This is a genomic window from Kitasatospora sp. NPDC056651 (genome assembly GCF_042792155.1).
Classification (GTDB): Bacteria; Actinomycetota; Actinomycetes; order Streptomycetales; family Streptomycetaceae; genus Kitasatospora.
The window spans coordinates 42,811-58,094 of record NZ_JBHTWX010000018.1 but is presented as its reverse complement, the minus strand read 5'-3'; the positions used below and the strand labels follow the sequence as shown (position 1 = coordinate 58,094).

Annotated in this window: 20 protein-coding genes; 10 read left to right on the top strand and 10 right to left on the bottom strand. The window is 72.8% G+C overall.

All coding sequences use genetic code 11. From position 1 onward, the window contains the following. Nucleotides 1-97: 97 nt before the first annotated feature. Both ACFRAR_RS10355 and ACFRAR_RS10350 read left to right on the top strand, forming a co-directional pair. Nucleotides 98-1,192, top strand: coding sequence for a WD40/YVTN/BNR-like repeat-containing protein (locus ACFRAR_RS10355; RefSeq protein ID WP_380696916.1), 1,095 nt, complete (start codon nt 98-100; stop codon nt 1,190-1,192). 174 nt (nt 1,193-1,366) lie between these two features. Next, nucleotides 1,367-2,119, top strand: coding sequence for a GNAT family N-acetyltransferase (locus ACFRAR_RS10350; protein ID WP_380696914.1), 753 nt, complete (start codon nt 1,367-1,369; stop codon nt 2,117-2,119). Between the two features lie 79 nt (nt 2,120-2,198). Here ACFRAR_RS10350 and ACFRAR_RS10345 read toward each other — a convergent pair whose 3' ends face one another. Then, nucleotides 2,199-3,056 (bottom strand): EamA family transporter, encoded by an 858-nt coding sequence (locus tag ACFRAR_RS10345; protein ID WP_380696912.1) that lies wholly within the window; start codon nt 3,054-3,056, stop codon nt 2,199-2,201. A 71-nt stretch (nt 3,057-3,127) separates the two neighbouring features. Between ACFRAR_RS10345 and ACFRAR_RS10340 the strand changes: the two genes are divergently transcribed. Together ACFRAR_RS10340 and ACFRAR_RS10335 are read left to right on the top strand one after the other, a co-directional pair. Continuing rightward, nucleotides 3,128-3,997: a MurR/RpiR family transcriptional regulator gene (locus tag ACFRAR_RS10340; protein ID WP_380696910.1), complete on the top strand. Its 870-nt coding sequence runs from the start codon at nt 3,128-3,130 to the stop codon at nt 3,995-3,997. A 181-nt stretch (nt 3,998-4,178) separates the two neighbouring features. Further along, nucleotides 4,179-5,207, top strand: coding sequence for a LacI family DNA-binding transcriptional regulator (locus tag ACFRAR_RS10335; protein WP_380696908.1), 1,029 nt, complete (start codon nt 4,179-4,181; stop codon nt 5,205-5,207). A gap of 17 nt (nt 5,208-5,224) precedes the next feature. Here ACFRAR_RS10335 and ACFRAR_RS10330 read toward each other — a convergent pair whose 3' ends face one another. After that, nucleotides 5,225-5,743: a GNAT family N-acetyltransferase gene (locus tag ACFRAR_RS10330; RefSeq protein WP_380696906.1), complete on the bottom strand. Its 519-nt coding sequence runs from the start codon at nt 5,741-5,743 to the stop codon at nt 5,225-5,227. A gap of 142 nt (nt 5,744-5,885) precedes the next feature. Then, on the bottom strand, nt 5,886-6,347 hold the full coding sequence (locus ACFRAR_RS10325; protein WP_380696904.1) for a molybdopterin-dependent oxidoreductase: 462 nt from the start codon (nt 6,345-6,347) through the stop codon (nt 5,886-5,888). Between the two features lie 238 nt (nt 6,348-6,585). Here ACFRAR_RS10325 and ACFRAR_RS10320 point away from each other — a divergent pair, with 238 nt between their 5' ends. Together ACFRAR_RS10320 and ACFRAR_RS10315 are read left to right on the top strand one after the other, a co-directional pair. Beyond that, complete coding sequence (locus tag ACFRAR_RS10320; RefSeq protein ID WP_380696902.1) at nt 6,586-6,957, top strand: YciI family protein; 372 nt, start codon at nt 6,586-6,588, stop codon at nt 6,955-6,957. 52 nt (nt 6,958-7,009) lie between these two features. Next, nucleotides 7,010-8,242: an RNA polymerase sigma factor gene (locus ACFRAR_RS10315; RefSeq protein WP_380696900.1), complete on the top strand. Its 1,233-nt coding sequence runs from the start codon at nt 7,010-7,012 to the stop codon at nt 8,240-8,242. 76 nt (nt 8,243-8,318) lie between these two features. On the opposite strand, the gene ACFRAR_RS10310 is transcribed toward ACFRAR_RS10315, so the two are convergent. Further along, nucleotides 8,319-8,780, bottom strand: a complete 462-nt coding sequence (locus tag ACFRAR_RS10310) for a MarR family winged helix-turn-helix transcriptional regulator (protein WP_380696976.1) — start codon at nt 8,778-8,780, stop codon at nt 8,319-8,321. 134 nt (nt 8,781-8,914) lie between these two features. On the opposite strand from ACFRAR_RS10310, the gene ACFRAR_RS10305 reads away from it, so the two are divergent. Then, complete coding sequence (locus tag ACFRAR_RS10305; protein WP_380696898.1) at nt 8,915-9,697, top strand: dioxygenase; 783 nt, start codon at nt 8,915-8,917, stop codon at nt 9,695-9,697. Between the two features lie 86 nt (nt 9,698-9,783). Here ACFRAR_RS10305 and ACFRAR_RS10300 read toward each other — a convergent pair whose 3' ends face one another. Further along, nucleotides 9,784-10,431, bottom strand: coding sequence for an NAD(P)-dependent oxidoreductase (locus ACFRAR_RS10300; RefSeq protein ID WP_380696896.1), 648 nt, complete (start codon nt 10,429-10,431; stop codon nt 9,784-9,786). Nucleotides 10,432-10,555: 124 nt separating this feature from the next. Between ACFRAR_RS10300 and ACFRAR_RS10295 the strand changes: the two genes are divergently transcribed. Further along, nucleotides 10,556-10,897 (top strand): hypothetical protein, encoded by a 342-nt coding sequence (locus ACFRAR_RS10295; protein WP_380696894.1) that lies wholly within the window; start codon nt 10,556-10,558, stop codon nt 10,895-10,897. 437 nt (nt 10,898-11,334) lie between these two features. Here ACFRAR_RS10295 and ACFRAR_RS10290 read toward each other — a convergent pair whose 3' ends face one another. After that, a complete protein-coding gene (locus ACFRAR_RS10290; protein ID WP_380696892.1) occupies nt 11,335-11,514 on the bottom strand; it encodes a hypothetical protein in 180 nt (59 codons plus the stop codon). A gap of 343 nt (nt 11,515-11,857) precedes the next feature. Here ACFRAR_RS10290 and ACFRAR_RS10285 point away from each other — a divergent pair, with 343 nt between their 5' ends. Beyond that, nucleotides 11,858-12,175, top strand: coding sequence for a GntR family transcriptional regulator (locus ACFRAR_RS10285; RefSeq protein WP_380696890.1), 318 nt, complete (start codon nt 11,858-11,860; stop codon nt 12,173-12,175). Here ACFRAR_RS10285 and ACFRAR_RS10280 read toward each other — a convergent pair. The 4 genes from ACFRAR_RS10280 to ACFRAR_RS10265 all read right to left on the bottom strand — a co-directional run bounded on the left by ACFRAR_RS10280 (nt 12,157) and on the right by ACFRAR_RS10265 (nt 13,807). Further along, entirely contained in the window at nt 12,157-12,288 is a 132-nt protein-coding gene (locus tag ACFRAR_RS10280; RefSeq protein ID WP_380696888.1) for a hypothetical protein, read from the bottom strand. The two genes, ACFRAR_RS10285 and ACFRAR_RS10280, sit on opposite strands and share 19 nt — an antisense overlap. Further along, nucleotides 12,285-12,797, bottom strand: coding sequence for an NUDIX domain-containing protein (locus ACFRAR_RS10275; RefSeq protein WP_380696886.1), 513 nt, complete (start codon nt 12,795-12,797; stop codon nt 12,285-12,287). The genes ACFRAR_RS10280 and ACFRAR_RS10275 overlap by 4 nt, the downstream gene beginning before the upstream one ends. Before the next feature lie 429 nt (nt 12,798-13,226). Next, nucleotides 13,227-13,577 carry a hypothetical protein gene (locus ACFRAR_RS10270; protein ID WP_380696884.1) on the bottom strand — a complete coding sequence of 117 codons (351 nt, stop codon included), beginning with the start codon at nt 13,575-13,577 and terminating at the stop codon, nt 13,227-13,229. Continuing rightward, a complete protein-coding gene (locus tag ACFRAR_RS10265; RefSeq protein WP_380696882.1) occupies nt 13,574-13,807 on the bottom strand; it encodes a hypothetical protein in 234 nt (77 codons plus the stop codon). Before ACFRAR_RS10265 ends, ACFRAR_RS10270 begins: the two co-directional genes overlap by 4 nt. A gap of 170 nt (nt 13,808-13,977) precedes the next feature. On the opposite strand from ACFRAR_RS10265, the gene ACFRAR_RS10260 reads away from it, so the two are divergent. Next, nucleotides 13,978-15,243, top strand: coding sequence for a helix-turn-helix domain-containing protein (locus tag ACFRAR_RS10260; protein ID WP_380696880.1), 1,266 nt, complete (start codon nt 13,978-13,980; stop codon nt 15,241-15,243). Nucleotides 15,244-15,284 lie beyond the last annotated feature (41 nt).

Genomic DNA, 15,284 nt, shown 5'->3' with positions numbered 1-15,284 from the left:
TGACCGGCGCGGCGAGATGTGGCCGTCGGTGGTCGGCGGGACACTGGCATTCGGGGGTCGTCCCGGGGGCCGTGCGCGTGACCAGGTGGTGTGAGGCATGAACGAGGTGCTGTTGGCCGTCGGAACCGAGAAGGGCCTCTTTCTCGGCCGCAGCCGCGACCGGCTGACGTGGGAGTTCAGCGGGCCGCACTTCCCGATGAACGCGATCTACTCGATGTCCGTCGACCGCCGGGACGGCCGGACCAGACTGCTGGTCGGGGCCGACAGCAGCCACTGGGGTCCGTCGGTCTGGCGCTCCGACGACCTCGGCGCGAACTGGTTCGAGCCGCCGCAGCCGGCCATCCGCTTCCCCGAGTCCACCGGCGCCTCGCTCACCCGGGTCTGGCAGCTCCAGCCCGCCGGGCCGGAGGCCCCCGGTGTCGTCTACGCCGGCACCGAGCCCGCCGCGCTGTTCCGCTCCACCGACGGCGGTGAGACCTTCGCGCTGGTCGAGCCGCTCTGGAACCACCCGCAGCGACCGCAGTGGGGTGCCGGCTACGGCGGCCAGGGCCTGCACACCGTCCTGACCGACCCGCGCGACCCGCAGCGGCTGCTGGTCGCCGTCTCCAGCGGCGGCGTCTACCGCAGCAAGGACGGCGGCGACAGCTGGGAGCCCTCCAACACCGGTCTGCGCGCCGAGTTCTTCCCGGAGGAGAGCCAGTACCCCGAGTTCGGCCAGTGCGTGCACAAGATCGCCCCGGACCCGGCCCACCCGGACCGGCTCTACCTCCAGAACCACGGCGGCGTCTACCGCAGCGACGACTGGGGCGGCAGCTGGCGCTCCATCGTGGACGGGCTGCCCGCCGAGTTCGGCTTCGCCGTGGCCGCCCACCCGCGCCGGGGCGACACCGCCTACCTCTTCCCGCTCGGCGGCGCGGACGACCGCATCCCGCCCGGCCGCCGCTGCCGGGTCTTCCGCACCACCGACGGCGGCACCAGCTGGGAGCAGCTCGCCCAGGGCCTGCCCGGCGAGGACCACTACGGCATCGTGCTGCGCGACGCCCTGCGCACCGACGACGCCGACCCGGCCGGGATCTACTTCGGCAACCGGACCGGCGACGTGTACGGCAGCCATGACGAGGGCGAGAGCTGGTCGCTGCTGATCTCCCACCTGCCGGACGTGCTCTGCCTGCGGGCGGCGGTGGTGTCCTGACACACCCGTGGCCGACGGTCGAGTCCCGGTGGGTCGAGGCCCGGTGGGTCGGGGCCCGGACGGCGGGTCCCCGGCGGCCGCCGGCCGGCGCGCCACGAAAAACCGGTTGCCCACGGACGGGGCCTCGGTGAGCATGGGCCGCCGACGGACGATCACACGATTGTGGGGTGGGCCATGGCCGAGGACTGGGTGGTCAAGCGGGGTGCCGACGGCGAGCCGGTGCTGCGCTACCTGTTGGACGAGCGGGAGGGGCGGCCCTGGGCCGATCTCCTGGAGGTCCTGGACGAGTCGGTGGACGCCGCCGGATTCGTCCGCGCCGAGCTGCCGGGCTGGGTGGTCTCCGGCTCCCCGGAACTCGGTCAGGAGCTGGTGGCGCACGGCGCCCGGGTGCTGCGGCACGCCCACACGTTCAGCCGCGACCTGCGCGCCGATCCCCCGCCCGCCGACTGGGCCGGGACTCCGCTGCGCGAGGGCCTGCGGGCGGTGCCCTGCGACCGCGCGCCCGAGGAGCTGTACGAGGCCTGGCGGGCCGCCTTCGACCCCGACCACGTCGACCACTACCCGGGTGAGGACGCCCAGGTGCTGGCCGAGCGGATCGCCCCGCTGCTCGCCGGGAACGCCATCGGCCCGGTGCTGCCCTCCAGCCTCCTCGCGGTGGACGCCGAGGACCGCGTGGTCGCCGGACTGGTCATCACCGACCGCGACGGCCGGCCGTGGGTCGCCGATGTCTTCCGCCACCCGGAACGCGGCTACCGCGGCCTCGGCGCCGACCTGCTGCGCCGGGCGATCGGCGACGCCGCCACCCGCGGGCTCGCCGACATCACCCTGGTGGTGACCGAGGGCAACCCGGCCCGCCGGGTCTACGAGGCGCTGGGCTTCCGGCACCAGGAGACCTCGCTGACGGTGGTCGTGCCCGACGCCGCCTAGCCACCCGTCCCGGACCTCGCCCGCGCCCCGGCAGCTCAGGCCACTCAGGCCACACAGGCCACTCAGGCCACACAGCCACTCAGGGCCGGGCGAGCTCCAGGACGGCTATCCCTCCCAGCACGGTGAGCGCGGCCGTCAGCCGCAGCCTGCCGAGGCGCTCGCGGAACACCACGGTCGCGATCAGCGCGGCGATCACGATGCTGGTCTCGCGCAGCGCCGCCACCGCCGCCAGATTGCCCCGGGACTGTGCCCAGACCACCAGCCCGTACGCCGTCAGCGAGAGGACCCCGCCGAGGATTCCCAGCGGCACCGCCCGGCCCGCCCCGGCGAGCAGCGAACGGCCGCGCCGGACCCGGACGATCAGCGCCAGCAGCGGCCCCTGGAGCAGGAACAGCCAGGCCACGTACCCGCCGACCGTCCCGGACTCCCGCACGCCGCTGCCGTCCAGCACGGTGTACACGGCGATCATCACCCCCGTGCCGGCCGCGGCCCCGAGAGCGGGCAGCTGCGCCCGCCCGGGTATCCCCCGGGCGAAGGCCAGCCCGATCAGGCCGCAGGAGATCACCAGCACGCCCAGGAGCTCGCCCACGCCCAGGTGCTGACCGAGCACGGTGACAGAGATCAGCGCCACCAGCAGCGGCGCGCTGCCCCGGGCGATCGGGTACATCTGGCCGAAGTCCCCCAGCTGGTAGGCCCGCAGCAGCAGCACCGTGGACGTCACCTGGACCGCCACCGAGGCCAGCAGGTACGGCCAGGAGGCGGCGGCGGGCAGCGGATTGAGCGCCACCAGGACGAGCGCGCACGCGGTGTACGTCAGGTTGATGAGCGTGAAGCCGACCAGCTTGTCGGGGATCCGGTGCGCCAGCCCGTTCCAGACGGCGTGCAGCACGGCCGCCGCGAGCACCGCCACCGGCACGGCCGGTACGCCTCCGGACATCACGGACCTCCCTCGAACGGCCTGCCGGAAACCGGCGGGCTTGGAACCGGATTCCACGGTACCCTGGATCCATGGAAAAGCGTTCCGAATTTTTCACGCCCCTGGAATCCCGGCTGGCGGCGCAGATCCGGGCCCGGCTCGGAGAGCTGCGCGGCACCGAGGCCCGGGTCGCCCAGGTGGTGCTCGACCGGGGCGCGGACCTGGTGCACCTGAGCGTCAGCGACGTCGCGACGCTGGCCGGCACCGCCCCCTCCTCGGTGGTCCGGGCCTGCCAGCGGCTGGGCTTCCGCGGTTACCAGGAGCTGAAGATCGCCGCCGCCCGGCAGGCCCCCGCCGCCGCGCCCTCCCCCGCCGATGACGAGGGCGGTCCCGCGGCCCGGGCGCTCGCCGAGACACTGCGCGCCGCCCGGGCCGCCCTGGACGGCCTCACCGCCACCCTCCCCGCAGCCGACCTCCGGGCCGCCGCCGAACTGCTGGACGGCGCCGGCCGGGTGGTACTGCTCGGCGCCGGGCTGTCCGGCGCGGTGGTGCTCGACCTCGCCTACCGGCTGCGCGCGCTCGGCGTGCTGGTGGACGCCCCGGCCGACCCGATCACCGCGCAGCTGGCCGCCGCCGGACTCGGGCCCGGCACGGTCTGCCTGGCCGTCAGCCACACCGGTGCCACCCGCGGCGTGGTGGACGCCGCCCGTTCGGCCCGCGAGGCCGGCGCCGAGGTGCTGGCGCTCACCAGCTACGCCCGCTCGCCGCTGACCGAGACGGCCACCCTGACCCTGGTCGCGGGCGGGCAGGACCTGGTCTTCGGCTTGGAGACCACCGCCAGCCGGCTCGCCCACCTGGCCGTCGTGGACGCGCTCACGCAGACCCTGCTGGCCCTGCGCGGCCCCCGCGCCGAACGCGCCCTCGGCCTCTCGGCGGACGTCACGGCGGACCATGCCTACTGACTCCCGCCTGCTCCCCGCGCCCGCCCTCGATCCGGGCCCCGCGCACCACGACCGCGGTCGGCCCGACCGCGACCGGCGGTTCCGCCCGGAAGAACGCCGCGCAGTCCGGCAGCGAGCCCCGCGCGGGCCCGGAAAACGCGCCGATCGGGGCGGATCGGCGGGCTGTGTAGGCTCAACGGTCATGGCGAGGGTGACGCGGGACGATGTGGCGCGGGTGGCGGGGACGTCCACGGCGGTCGTGAGCTATGTGATCAACGACGGGCCGCGGCCGGTGGCGCCGGCGACCCGGGCGCGGGTGCTCGCGGCGGTCGAGGAGCTCGGCTACCGACCGAACCGGGTCGCCCAGGCGATGGCCCGGCGACGGACCGACCTGCTCGGGATGGTCGTGCCGGACGCCCGCCAGCCGTTCTTCGCCGGGCTCGCCCACGCCGTCGAGCAGGCCGCCACCGAGCACGGCCGGCTGCTCCTGATCGGCAACTCCGACTACGCCGACGAGCGCGAGGCGCACTACATCCGGGCGTTCCTCGGGATGCAGGTGGACGGTCTGATCCTGGTCACCCAGGACCCGGCCACCCCCGGACTGACCGGCTTCGACGTGGCCGACGGCACCCCGGTGGTCCTGCTGCACCACCGGGCGGAGAGCGAGGACGGCGTCGCCGTGGTCGCGGACGACGAGGGCGGCGCCCGCGAGGTGGTCCGCCACCTGCTCGGGCACGGGCACTCCGAGGTGCACTGCTTCGGCGGCACCCTCGCGCTCAGCCCGCACGACCCGCTCACCGGGCGGACGGCCGGCTGGGTCGCCGCGCTGGAGGAGGCCGGGCTGCCCACCGAGGGACGGCTCGTCCCGGCGCCGTTCGACCGGGTCCGGGCGCACCGCGAGGCGCTCGCCCTGCTCGCCCGGCCCGACCGGCCGTCCGCGGTGTTCTGCGCGACCGACGACCAGGCGATCGGCCTGCTGCGGGCCGCCGACGACCTCGGCATACGGGTGCCGGAGGACCTCGCGGTGGCCGGCTTCGACGACATCGCCGAGGCGGTGATCGCCGGGCCCGCGCTGACCACCGTCACCACGGCGCAGGACGAGATGGCCCGCGCCGCGCTGGAGCTCGTCCTCGGCGGACCGGAGCGCCGGGCCCGGGGCGCCCGGACCTTCCCGGCCAAGCTGGTGGTCCGCCGCTCCTGCGGCTGCCCGCCGCCCGCCACCCCGGCCTGACGCCGGGGCCGCTCCCCCTACTCCTCGACCAGTTCGTCCGCCAGCAGGTCCATCAGCAGGTTGTCGTGCCAGGTGCCGTCCGGGCCGCGCTCGTACTGGCGCATGGTGCCGACGGTGTGGAAGCCGACCTTGGCGTAGCAGCGGATGGCGGCGAGGTTGTCCGCGGCCGGGTCGATCACCAGGCGGTGGTAGTGGTGGTCGCGCACCAGGTGCCGGGCCATCGTGCGCACCGCGTCGGTGCCCAGGCCCATGCCGTGCACCGACGGGTCGAGGTAGAGGTCCATGCCGGCGTGGCGGTACTCGTCGTCGTTGTTGGCGTACCACTGGATGGCGCCGACCACCTTGCCGTCGAGGTCGATCGCGAAGGTCTCGGTGCCGGGCGATTCCAGGTCGTTGGCGACCTCGTCGGCCAGGTCGTCGCCGCCCCGCCAGCGGGCGAACACCTCGGGCGTGCCACGGATGGCCGCGAGGTCCGGGATGTCCTCGCCGGTGGCCGGGCGGAGCGTGACCAAGGTGCCGTGCAGAATCGTCCCCATATGGGGCATGTTGGCATGGAAATCCGGCTCCGGCGAGTGATTTGGGAGTGCCGTTCGGCCCTTTCGCCGACCCTTCCGCGCGCCCCCCGTTCGGCTCTTCCGACCCGCGGCGGGCGGGCCCGGCGGCGCGAGCGGCCCGGCGTCAGCCGGTGGGGTGCGCCGGGTCGCCGAGGGGGCCGAGCCAGACCGCGGTGACGGCACTGACGTAGCGGGCGCCGCAGTGGTCGCCGGGCACCACGAGCTGCGGGCCGACGGCGTCCAGCGGGGCGCCGTCCGCGCTGGTGGCGAGCAGGATGCGCTGGCCGCCGAAGTCCGGGTCGATCTCGGCCCAGGAGACCACCGCCCGGTGCCCGTCGGCACCGACCACGGAGAGCAGGAAGCGCAGCCGCTGCTTGCGGCCGGAGAAGTCGATCCGGGGCCGGGCCTCGCGCAGCACGTCCAGCAGCGCCGGGCCCTCGTAGCCGTGACGCTGCTCGCCCGAGGTCAGGCAGTCGAAGCCGGCCTCGACCCGGTGGGCGGGCAGGGCCCGCAGCTCGGCGACCGTCAGCTCGGCGGGGCGGTCGAGGTGGCCGTGCAGGCGGACGGTCGGTCTCACCGGGGACATGGGCGTTCCCTCCTCCGGGCCACCGCGCCGTGACCCGCAGGAGCACTACCCGGTCCACGGCCCAGCCATTCGCAGATGCGATGGATGGAGTCCCATTCAGCTCGCAGTTGCTGGCCCCGGGCGGGGATCGGAAAGTGGCGGAAGAATTCTTCGCGGCGGGTGTCGATCCGGCGCCGGCCCGTTCGACGCAGGGGTGAGAGGCGGGGAGAGGCCCCGCCCGCACGACCGAGGAGTCACCATGCCGCGCTTCATGACGCTGATCCGCATCGACGAGAACGCCCGCGGCGGCTGGGCGCCGGACCCGGGCTTCGAGCAGCGGATGGGAGCCCTGTTCGAGGAGATCACCAAGGCCGGGGTGATGCTGGAGACCGCCGGGCTGACCCCGACCTCCCAGGGCACCCGGCTGTCCTGGACCGACGGGAAGATCGGCTACACCGACGGACCGTTCACCGAGACCAAGGAGGTCGTCGGCGGCTACGCCCTCCTCCAGTGCAAGGACCGCGCCGAGGCCTTGGAGTGGACCCGGCGCTTCCTCCAGGCCCACCCCGTGCACTGGCCGGTGGAGGCGGAGGTCCGGCAGATCGACGAGATGCCGGAGCCGCCGAAGTAACGGCCGTGCCCGCGTTTGCCTCCCTCCGCCCCGGCTGCTCTGATGGGTGGCCGTGACGCAGAGGGAGGCGGCGACGGCCGTCGAGACGGTGTTCCGGATCGAGTCCGCGCGGATCATCGCGGGGGCCGCGCGGATCGTCCGGGACGTCGGCATCGCCGAGGAGCTGGCCCAGGACGCCCTGGTGGCCGCACTGGAACAGTGGCCGCGCGAGGGCGTCCCGGACAACCCGGGCGCCTGGCTGACGGCCGCCGCCAAGCACCGGGCGATCGACCTGGTCCGCCGCCGGGAGGTCTACGGCCGCAAGCTCGCCGAGGTGGGCCGGTCGCTGGAGGACGTGCCGGCGCCGGAGCCCGCCGGGCCGGACGACATCGACGACGACCTGCTCCGGCTGATCTTCACCGCCTGCCACCCGGTGCTCTCGGCGGAGGCCCGGATCGCGCTCACCCTGCGGCTGCTCGGCGGGCTGGCCACCCCGGAGATCGCCCGCGCCTTCCTGATGCCCGAGCCGACGGTGGCGCAGCGGATCGTCCGGGCGAAGCGGGCGCTGGCGAAGGCCGGGGTGCCGTTCGAGGTGCCGTACGGGGAGGACCGGGCCCGGCGGCTCTCCTCGGTGCTGGAGGTCATCTACCTGGTCTTCAACGAGGGCTACTCGGCGACCGCGGGGGACGACCTGCTCCGCCCCCGGCTGTGCGAGGACGCCCTGCGGCTGGCCCGGGTGCTGGCCGCGCTGATGCCGGCCGAGCCGGAGGCGCACGGGCTGGCCGCGCTGCTGGAGTTCCAGGCCTCGCGCACGGCCGCCCGGACCGGGCCGGACGGCCGGCCGGTGCTGCTGGCCGAGCAGAACCGGGCCCGCTGGGACGGGCTGCTGATCCGACGCGGCTTCGACGCCCTCCAGCGGGCGGGCACCGGGCCGTACGCGGTGCAGGCCGCGATCGCGGCCTGCCACGCCAAGGCGCGGCGCTACGCGGACACCGACTGGGCGACGATCGCCGCGCTGTACGAGCGGCTGCTGGCGCTGACGCCGTCCCCGGTGGTGGCGCTGAACCGGGCGGTGGCGGTGTCGATGGACCGGGGTCCGGCGGCCGGGCTGGAGCTGGTGGACGAGCTGGCGGCGGAGCCCGCGCTGCGCGGCTACCACCTGCTGCCGAGCGTGCGGGGCGATCTGCTGGCCCGGCTGGGGCGGGCGGCGGAGGCCCGGGCGGAGTTCGAGCGGGCGGCGGGGCTGACCCGCAACGAGCGGGAGCGGGAGTTGCTGCTGGAACGGGCGGCGGGCCTGCGGGGCTAGGGACCCTGCGGGGCCAAGGACAGGACCCCGGGTCCGACAGGGCTGGGCCCGGCGGGACCGGGAGCCCCGCGGGCCCTCACTCCTCCAGGCGCAGCCGGGCGCTGACCGCGCCGAGGCCCTCGGCGAGCACCGCGAGCTGCTCGCGGCTGAGCACGTCGATCAGCAGCTCGCGTACCAGGGCGACGTGCCCCGGCGCGGCCTGGCGCAGCATCTCCCGCCCCTGGTCGGTGAGTTCGGCGATGACGCCGCGGACGTCGCTGGGGCAGGAGCGGCGGGCGACCAGGCCCATCCGCTCCAGCTGGGTGACCTGGTAGGTCAGACCGCTCTTGGAGGTGACCAGATTGTCGGCCAGTTCGGTCATCCGCAGCGAGTCGCCGGGGGCGGCGGACAGGTGCACCAGGATCTCGTACTGCTGGTGGGAGAGGCCGGAGTCCTCCTTGAGCTGGCGTTCCAGCCGCCGGTTCAGCAGGTTGCTCGCGGTGACGAAGCCCCGCCAGGCGGCCGCCTCGTCCGGGTCCAGCCAGCGGGGTTCGCTCAGTGGGGACATGGGGTGGATCCTACTCCTGTTGTTCAAATTCGAACGAAGGTGTACCGTCGATCGCAGTAGACGTTCAAATTTGAACTAACTCTCCGAATCCTCGACCACCTCTCCGAACCTCCGAGGAGGACGCCATGAGCGCCGCGGCCCCCGAGCGCATGCCCGCCCTGTACCTGTCGCACGGCGCTCCGCCGCTGGCCGACGACCCGATCTGGCCGGGCGAGCTGGCCGCCTGGTCCGCCGAGCTGCCGAAGCCCAAGGCCGTCCTGATGGTCTCCGCGCACTGGGAGGAGGCCCCGCTCGCCCTCGGCGCCGTCACCACCCTCCCGCTGGTGTACGACTTCTGGGGCTTCCCGGAGCACTACTACCGGGTCCAGTACGCGGCCCCCGGCGCACCGGAGCTCGCCGAGCGCGTGCGCAAACTGCTGCGCGCCCCCGGCACGCCCGTCCAGGACATCCCCGACCGCGGGCTCGACCACGGCGCGTACGTCCCGCTGGTGGAGATGTACCCGGACGCCGACGTCCCGGTGCTCCAGATCTCGCTGCCCACCCTCGACCCGCAGCGGCTGATGGAGATCGGCCGCAAGCTCGCCCCGCTGCGCGACGAGGGCGTGCTGATCGTCGGCAGCGGCTTCTTCACCCACAACCTGCGGGCGCTCAGCAGCGACGGGCGGATCAGCTCGGTGATGGCCGAGTTCGACGACTGGGGACGGCGTGCCCTGGAGGCCCACGACCTGGACGCGCTGCTCGACTTCGAACGCAAGGCCCCGGCCGGGCGGCTCGCCCACCCGCGCACCGAGCACTTCGCGCCGCTGTTCGTCACCCTCGGGGCGGGCGAGGCCGACCTGGACAGCCAGCGCAGCGTCATCGACGGGTTCTGGATGGGCCTGGCCAAGCGCTCGGTCCAGCTGGGCTGACGCGCTCGGGGCCTTCCCCGGGAGCGGCGCCCTCACCGGGAGCGGCGCCCTCACCGGGAGCGGCGCCCTCACCAGGAGCAGCGCCCTCACCAGGAGCAGCAGGTGAAGCGCTCGCCGATGTGCTCGGGCTGCTCGATCTCGTCCACCAGGGCGACCGCGTAGTCCGGCACCGAGATCCGGCTGCGTCCCTCGGCGTCGGTGAGCAGCTGCTCCAGGCCGGTACGGTAGCGGCCGGTCCGCTCCCCCGGGCCGATCTCGGCGGCCGGGCTGAGCACCGTCCAGGGCAGGTCGGAGACCGTCCGGTAGTAGTCCAGCGCCGCGCCGTGCGCGTGCATGATCTGGAGGACCGGCTCCGGCAGACCCGGGGCGTCCCAGACCCGCACGCCCGGCGCGGTCTCCAGGCTGCCCGCCCCGCCGACCGCGATCAGCCGGGGCGCCGCCCCGCCCAGCCGGCGCAGGCCCTCGACCAGGGAGCGGGCGGCGGGCTCGATCAGCGCGAGGTGGCCCGGGCCGTCGCCGCCGCCGACGGCGCTCACCAGGACGTCCCGGCCGGCCGCGACCCGGGCCACGTCCGCCGGCTCCAGGACGTCCGCGCGCTCCACGGTGGCGGCCCCGCCCCGGTAGCGGTCCGGGTCGCGGACCACGGCGGTGACCTCGTGCCCGCGTGCCGCCGCCTCCGTGACGAGGGCGCTGCCGATTGTGCCGTTGGCGCCGATCACGGCGATTGTGGCCATGGGGTACCTGCCCGGGTGCGATGGATGTGCGGGATGGCGTCGGACAGGATCGATTATCGGACGGACTCTCGGCGCGGGCCCGGGCGTTGGGCCTATCGTGTGACACCCGGCCCGAGGAGTGATCATGCGCACCGGCGACTCCGTACGAACCGCCCTGGATGCCGCCCCACCCGAGCTGCGCGCCTACCACCACGGGCCCTGCGATCCGCCGGGCTTCGCCGCGATGGGGGTCGCCGAGACCCTGCTGCACACCCACGACATCACCCGCGGCCTCGGCCTGCCCTGGCAGCCGCCCGCCGAGCTGTGCCGCCTGGTGCTCGACCGGCTCTTCCCGCACGCGCCCAAGGAGCCGGACGCCCACCCGGCGGAGGTCCTGCTCTGGTGCACCGGGCGCGGGGAACTGAACGGCCGCCCGCGCGAGTCCTCGTGGAACTGGCGGGCGGCCGTGGGCGAGTGGCCGGACTGATCCGGTCGATCAGGCGTCGCCGGTGGCGACCCGCTCGGCCTGGCTGCGCTCGACGCAGAACTCGTTGCCCTCCGGATCTCCGGAGGCTTGGTATTAGCGGTTCTGCGATAGAGCGGAGAGTGCCCCGCCCGGGTCAGTGCCGGACGGGGCGAGGGGGTACTACTTCGGGCAGGTCGGCGAGCACGCCCACACGGTGTACCCGGGGCCACTGGCGGCTTCCTGGTGGTCGATCGGGACCGGGGCGAGGGCTTCCCGCTTACACCGGGCGCAGTGGGGCCGTGCGATCCTGGGCCACTCTTCCCCGAAGGCGTTCATGTGGTCGCCCCCGTGGAACGGGTCGAGCACGCAGGGGATTCGGTGACGGCCGATCGCGGGTCCGGTCTCCCATCCGGGGCGACGGGCGCCGCAGGTCGGCCGTTCGGTAGCAGCGAGGGTCATTACGCCACCGCCCCGAGGGTGTGCGCGCCCGGGTAGGTGTACCCGGTGTCCGGTCGCCCCTCGGCCACCGCGCACAGTGCTTCGCGGCGCTCCCGCTGCTTCTCGTACTCGCGCTGCATCTCGTCCAGCTCGGCGAGCCACGCACCGTGGTCAATGTACGGGCGGACGAGCGGGCCCATGGAAAGGCGGTCCGGCTCCGGGGTCGGTTCGTACGGGGCAGGGGTCGACGGCTCGGGAACGAGCATCGGGGCGGGGGCCGCGGGAGGCTGCGGGGCACGGTGCTTTCCGCCAGCCGGCAGTAGCAAGCGCAGCACCCAGAGTGCAGCCAGGACGATAAGCTGAGTCATGTCTTAGCTCCGAGAAAGCTAGGGCCATCCCCGGGACGAATCAGCGGCTGCAACCGCCCTCGTCGCCGGGGTTTCGTATTCGGTTGGGATTCGAAGGTAGCCCCACCTGTCTAAGTTGTCTACACGTCTACTTGTCTAAGTGGTCCGGGTTTCGACCGTTGTCTACCCTGCTGCCATGTCCGAGACCCCAGAAAAGCGCCCGCGCCAACGCCCGCCGTATCAGGTAGTGGTCGACGTGCTGAGTCGCGAGATCGAAGAGGGCTTGCACGACGAGAGCCCGTTTCCGTCCGAAGCGGAGCTTTGCGCCCGGTTCGAAATGGCCCGGATGACGATCCGCCGCGCGCTCGAAGCACTCCGGGAACGGGGTCTCATCACCACCCGCTGGGGCAAGGGGTCGACCGTGGTCCGACCAGAAGAACGACCAGCACCGAACGCGGCGGAGCCCCGCCCAGGCGAACCCGGACGGGGTTCGGATCAGGCGTCCGGATCGTAGGTCACGGCGACGACTGCCCGCTCCTGATCGCCGCCCGGTTCGCGCGTCCACTCGCCGTGCGGTCCAGCATCCTGCTGCGCGTGGCGGAGCAGGATCTCGCCGAGTTCCGTCATGCATCCCGCCGTGATGACGCCGGCTGGCCGATGTACAGCAACGGCTGACGGAGCCCGCCGTCCAGGATGTCGAGGGCGGCCCGGATGCGCATCACGTTGTAGTGGTCCACATGGTTGCCCAGATCGCCGAGCGGCACCCACTGGTGCCCGCTGAGCGTCCGGGATACCCCGACCGGGACGTCTCGTTGGGCCAACAGCCGCATCTCCAGGCGGGACGCGTCACCGCCGTCGCAGACGATCGTCAAGCCCTCGGGGTCGCCGGTCGCCGGGTTGGCCGGGTGCTGGTCGACGCCCAGATGGTGCGTGATCTCACGATGCATGCCGGTCTGTTCGGCGAGTCCGCGAACTGCGGCGTCCGCCACCTGCTCCCCCGGGCGGACGTAGACCCCGGGCAGCAGCAAGCTCGGCTGGTTCCTGGGCACCATGAGCAGAACCCGTTGATCCGAGTTCGTGATCAACGTCTCAGCCCTGAGCCAGCGTTCGGGGCGTCGAATGTCGGTTTCGTTCAAGGGAGTTACCGTCCAACGATAATGGTGGGATTGCCCCGGTCGGCACCTGGACGGCTGTCCGACCGGGGCGGGTTCCGGGCGCCGGCCCGGCCGCCCGTGAGTCAGTACATCCGGCGGGGGCCAGCGTGCGCGACGCGGGCAGCAGTTCCCTCGACGCGCTCACCCGGCACGGCACGGCACCCTCGGACCGGATGCCGGGCGTTGAGACCCGCCCTGGCCGTCCGGCTGACCGAGCAAGGTGAACCGTCCCCGGGGCGGGGTCTTCAGGTGGTGGTCCCGCCCGTCCACGACGGGGGATGCGAGCACGGACGGGACCGGATTCCCGTACCGGAACGTCCGCCCACTGACCGGCTTCCCCGGGGCGGAGTACGGGAGTTGGTGCCCGTCCCGACCGAGGTCCTGTCACGTGACGTCCGGTCGGGACGAGAGCTAGTTGGGCCGGTTCGGCGGACGATTGGTCCGGGCCCGGTGATGGGGTACCGCGACCAGCTCGCGGACCAGGGTGTGAAGGTCGGCCGAGTCCTTCAACCTGGCTTTCACAGCGGCGAGTTCCGCAAGCACCGCGTCCCGGGCCGCTTCCGCGAGCACCTGTTGAGCGCGCCGTTCGTCGTCACGCACCTGCTTCGCCCAGGCGACCGCCTGTCGCCGCCCCGGACTGAACCACAGGACCGGAGGCGCGAACTGAAGGTAGGCGCCCCAGATCCACGACCACGTCACCCGGGGTTCGCAGATCAGGCTGCGGAACGTGCGGCCGAGGAACCGCAGCCGGTCGAACGTCACGCGGCAGCCGACGCGGGCACGCTCGCGATGTGCTTCCGGCCGCAGACCTGGACCCGGTCGTCATCGCCCCGGTAGTCCGGGGACATCAGGTACCCGAACCGCCCGCACCCGGGGTTGCAGGACCAGCCGGCGAACCCCTCGCGAGTCGGCGGGTCCGGGCGAAGCAGCTTGCCGCACTTGCACCGGGCAGGCTCGGCGTCCGGTTCGAGGGGTACCGGCGGCTCACTCATTCGACGCACCATCCTGTGTGGGGGTTGACCTACGCGGAAGTGCCCAGGTACAGGGCTGACTCATCCCCTGTCCCGGCAGTACCGATCACCTTGGTCCGTCCGTTGATCTCTGGGAGTGGCCACGCTGTGGGCCAGATGTGGGCCAGGATTGGCCCGAGAGGGGGCCAGGGATGACGACAGAAGCGAGACGCCAGTTCGGGGCCTATCTGCGCCGCCTACGCGGCCACATGAGCCAAAGCGCACTCGCAACGAAGCTCTGCACGATCAGCGGCACAAGCAGCGTGACCCGACACGAAATCAGCCGATGGGAGCGTGGCCAGCGCATCCCTGACGGATGGCTGGCAGCCCTGTCGGAGGCCTTCAACGTCCCCTTGGTCGAGCTGGACCAAGCCGCCGCGTCGGCGCGCGGGAAGAGGCCCACTGACCATACGAACTACCCTCCCAGTATTGAGAGTTACTTGCCCGAGAGAGAGGGTTTGTGGACTCCGGGAAGGGGGCGACGCGTCGACCACAAGACTGCGGAGGGGCTTGCGGCCCGCGTTCATGGGCTGCGCCTCGCCGATGACGTGCTCACTGGCGGCGATCTGATCAAGCCCGCGATGCGGGAACTCTCCAAAGCCGTCAAGCTCTATCAAGACACCAGCCACACGGAAGAGGTCGGCCGTGAACTGCTGGTGGCAATTGGAGAGTTGGGGCAGATCGCCGGCTGGATCGCCAGCGATGCCGGGAAGCACCCCGAAGCCGAACGCGCCTATCGACTTGGCCTGTCGGCCGCGCGGGAGGCCGAGGAGCACACGCTTGCGGGCAACCTTGCGGGATCACTCGCCTACCAACTCAGCAACACCGGCAAGGAGCGCGAAGGGCTGAGCCTTGCGCAAGCGGCGCTTGCCGAAGCAGGGCCAACCGCACACCCGACCACGCGCGCACTGTATTTCGATCGGGTGGCATGGGCGCATACCCGGCTCGGGGAACAGCAGCCGGCCTTGCGCGCGCTCGGAGAAGCGCACCAAGCCCTTTCGGCCGAGCACCCCGACGAAGCCCCCAAATGGGCCTACTGGGTCAGCAAGGAAGAGCTACAGGTGATGGACGCACGCGTCTACACGGAGCTACGGCGCCCCCTTCGGGCCGTCCCTCTGCTGACCCAGGTACTCAGCCGCTACGACACCACACATGCCCGCGAAGTGGCGCTCTACCTATCCTGGCTCGTGGTTGCCCTGGCGGACGCCAACGAGCCCGAGCAAGCAGCGGCAGAGGCGCGCCGAATGCTCGATCTCTCGGCTGGCCTCTCCAGCGACCGCACCAGCCAGAGATCCCGAATTATCCTCTCCAAGCTCGGGCAGTTCACCGACGTGCCCGAAGTCGCCGAACTTCTGGATGGCTTTCCAGTCGAAAGCCGAAAAACTCGTTCGGCATATCCCAGGAGGAAATGCCAATAGGCCCCCGCCCCCACAACCCGCGAGGGAAGTAGCGACGGAGG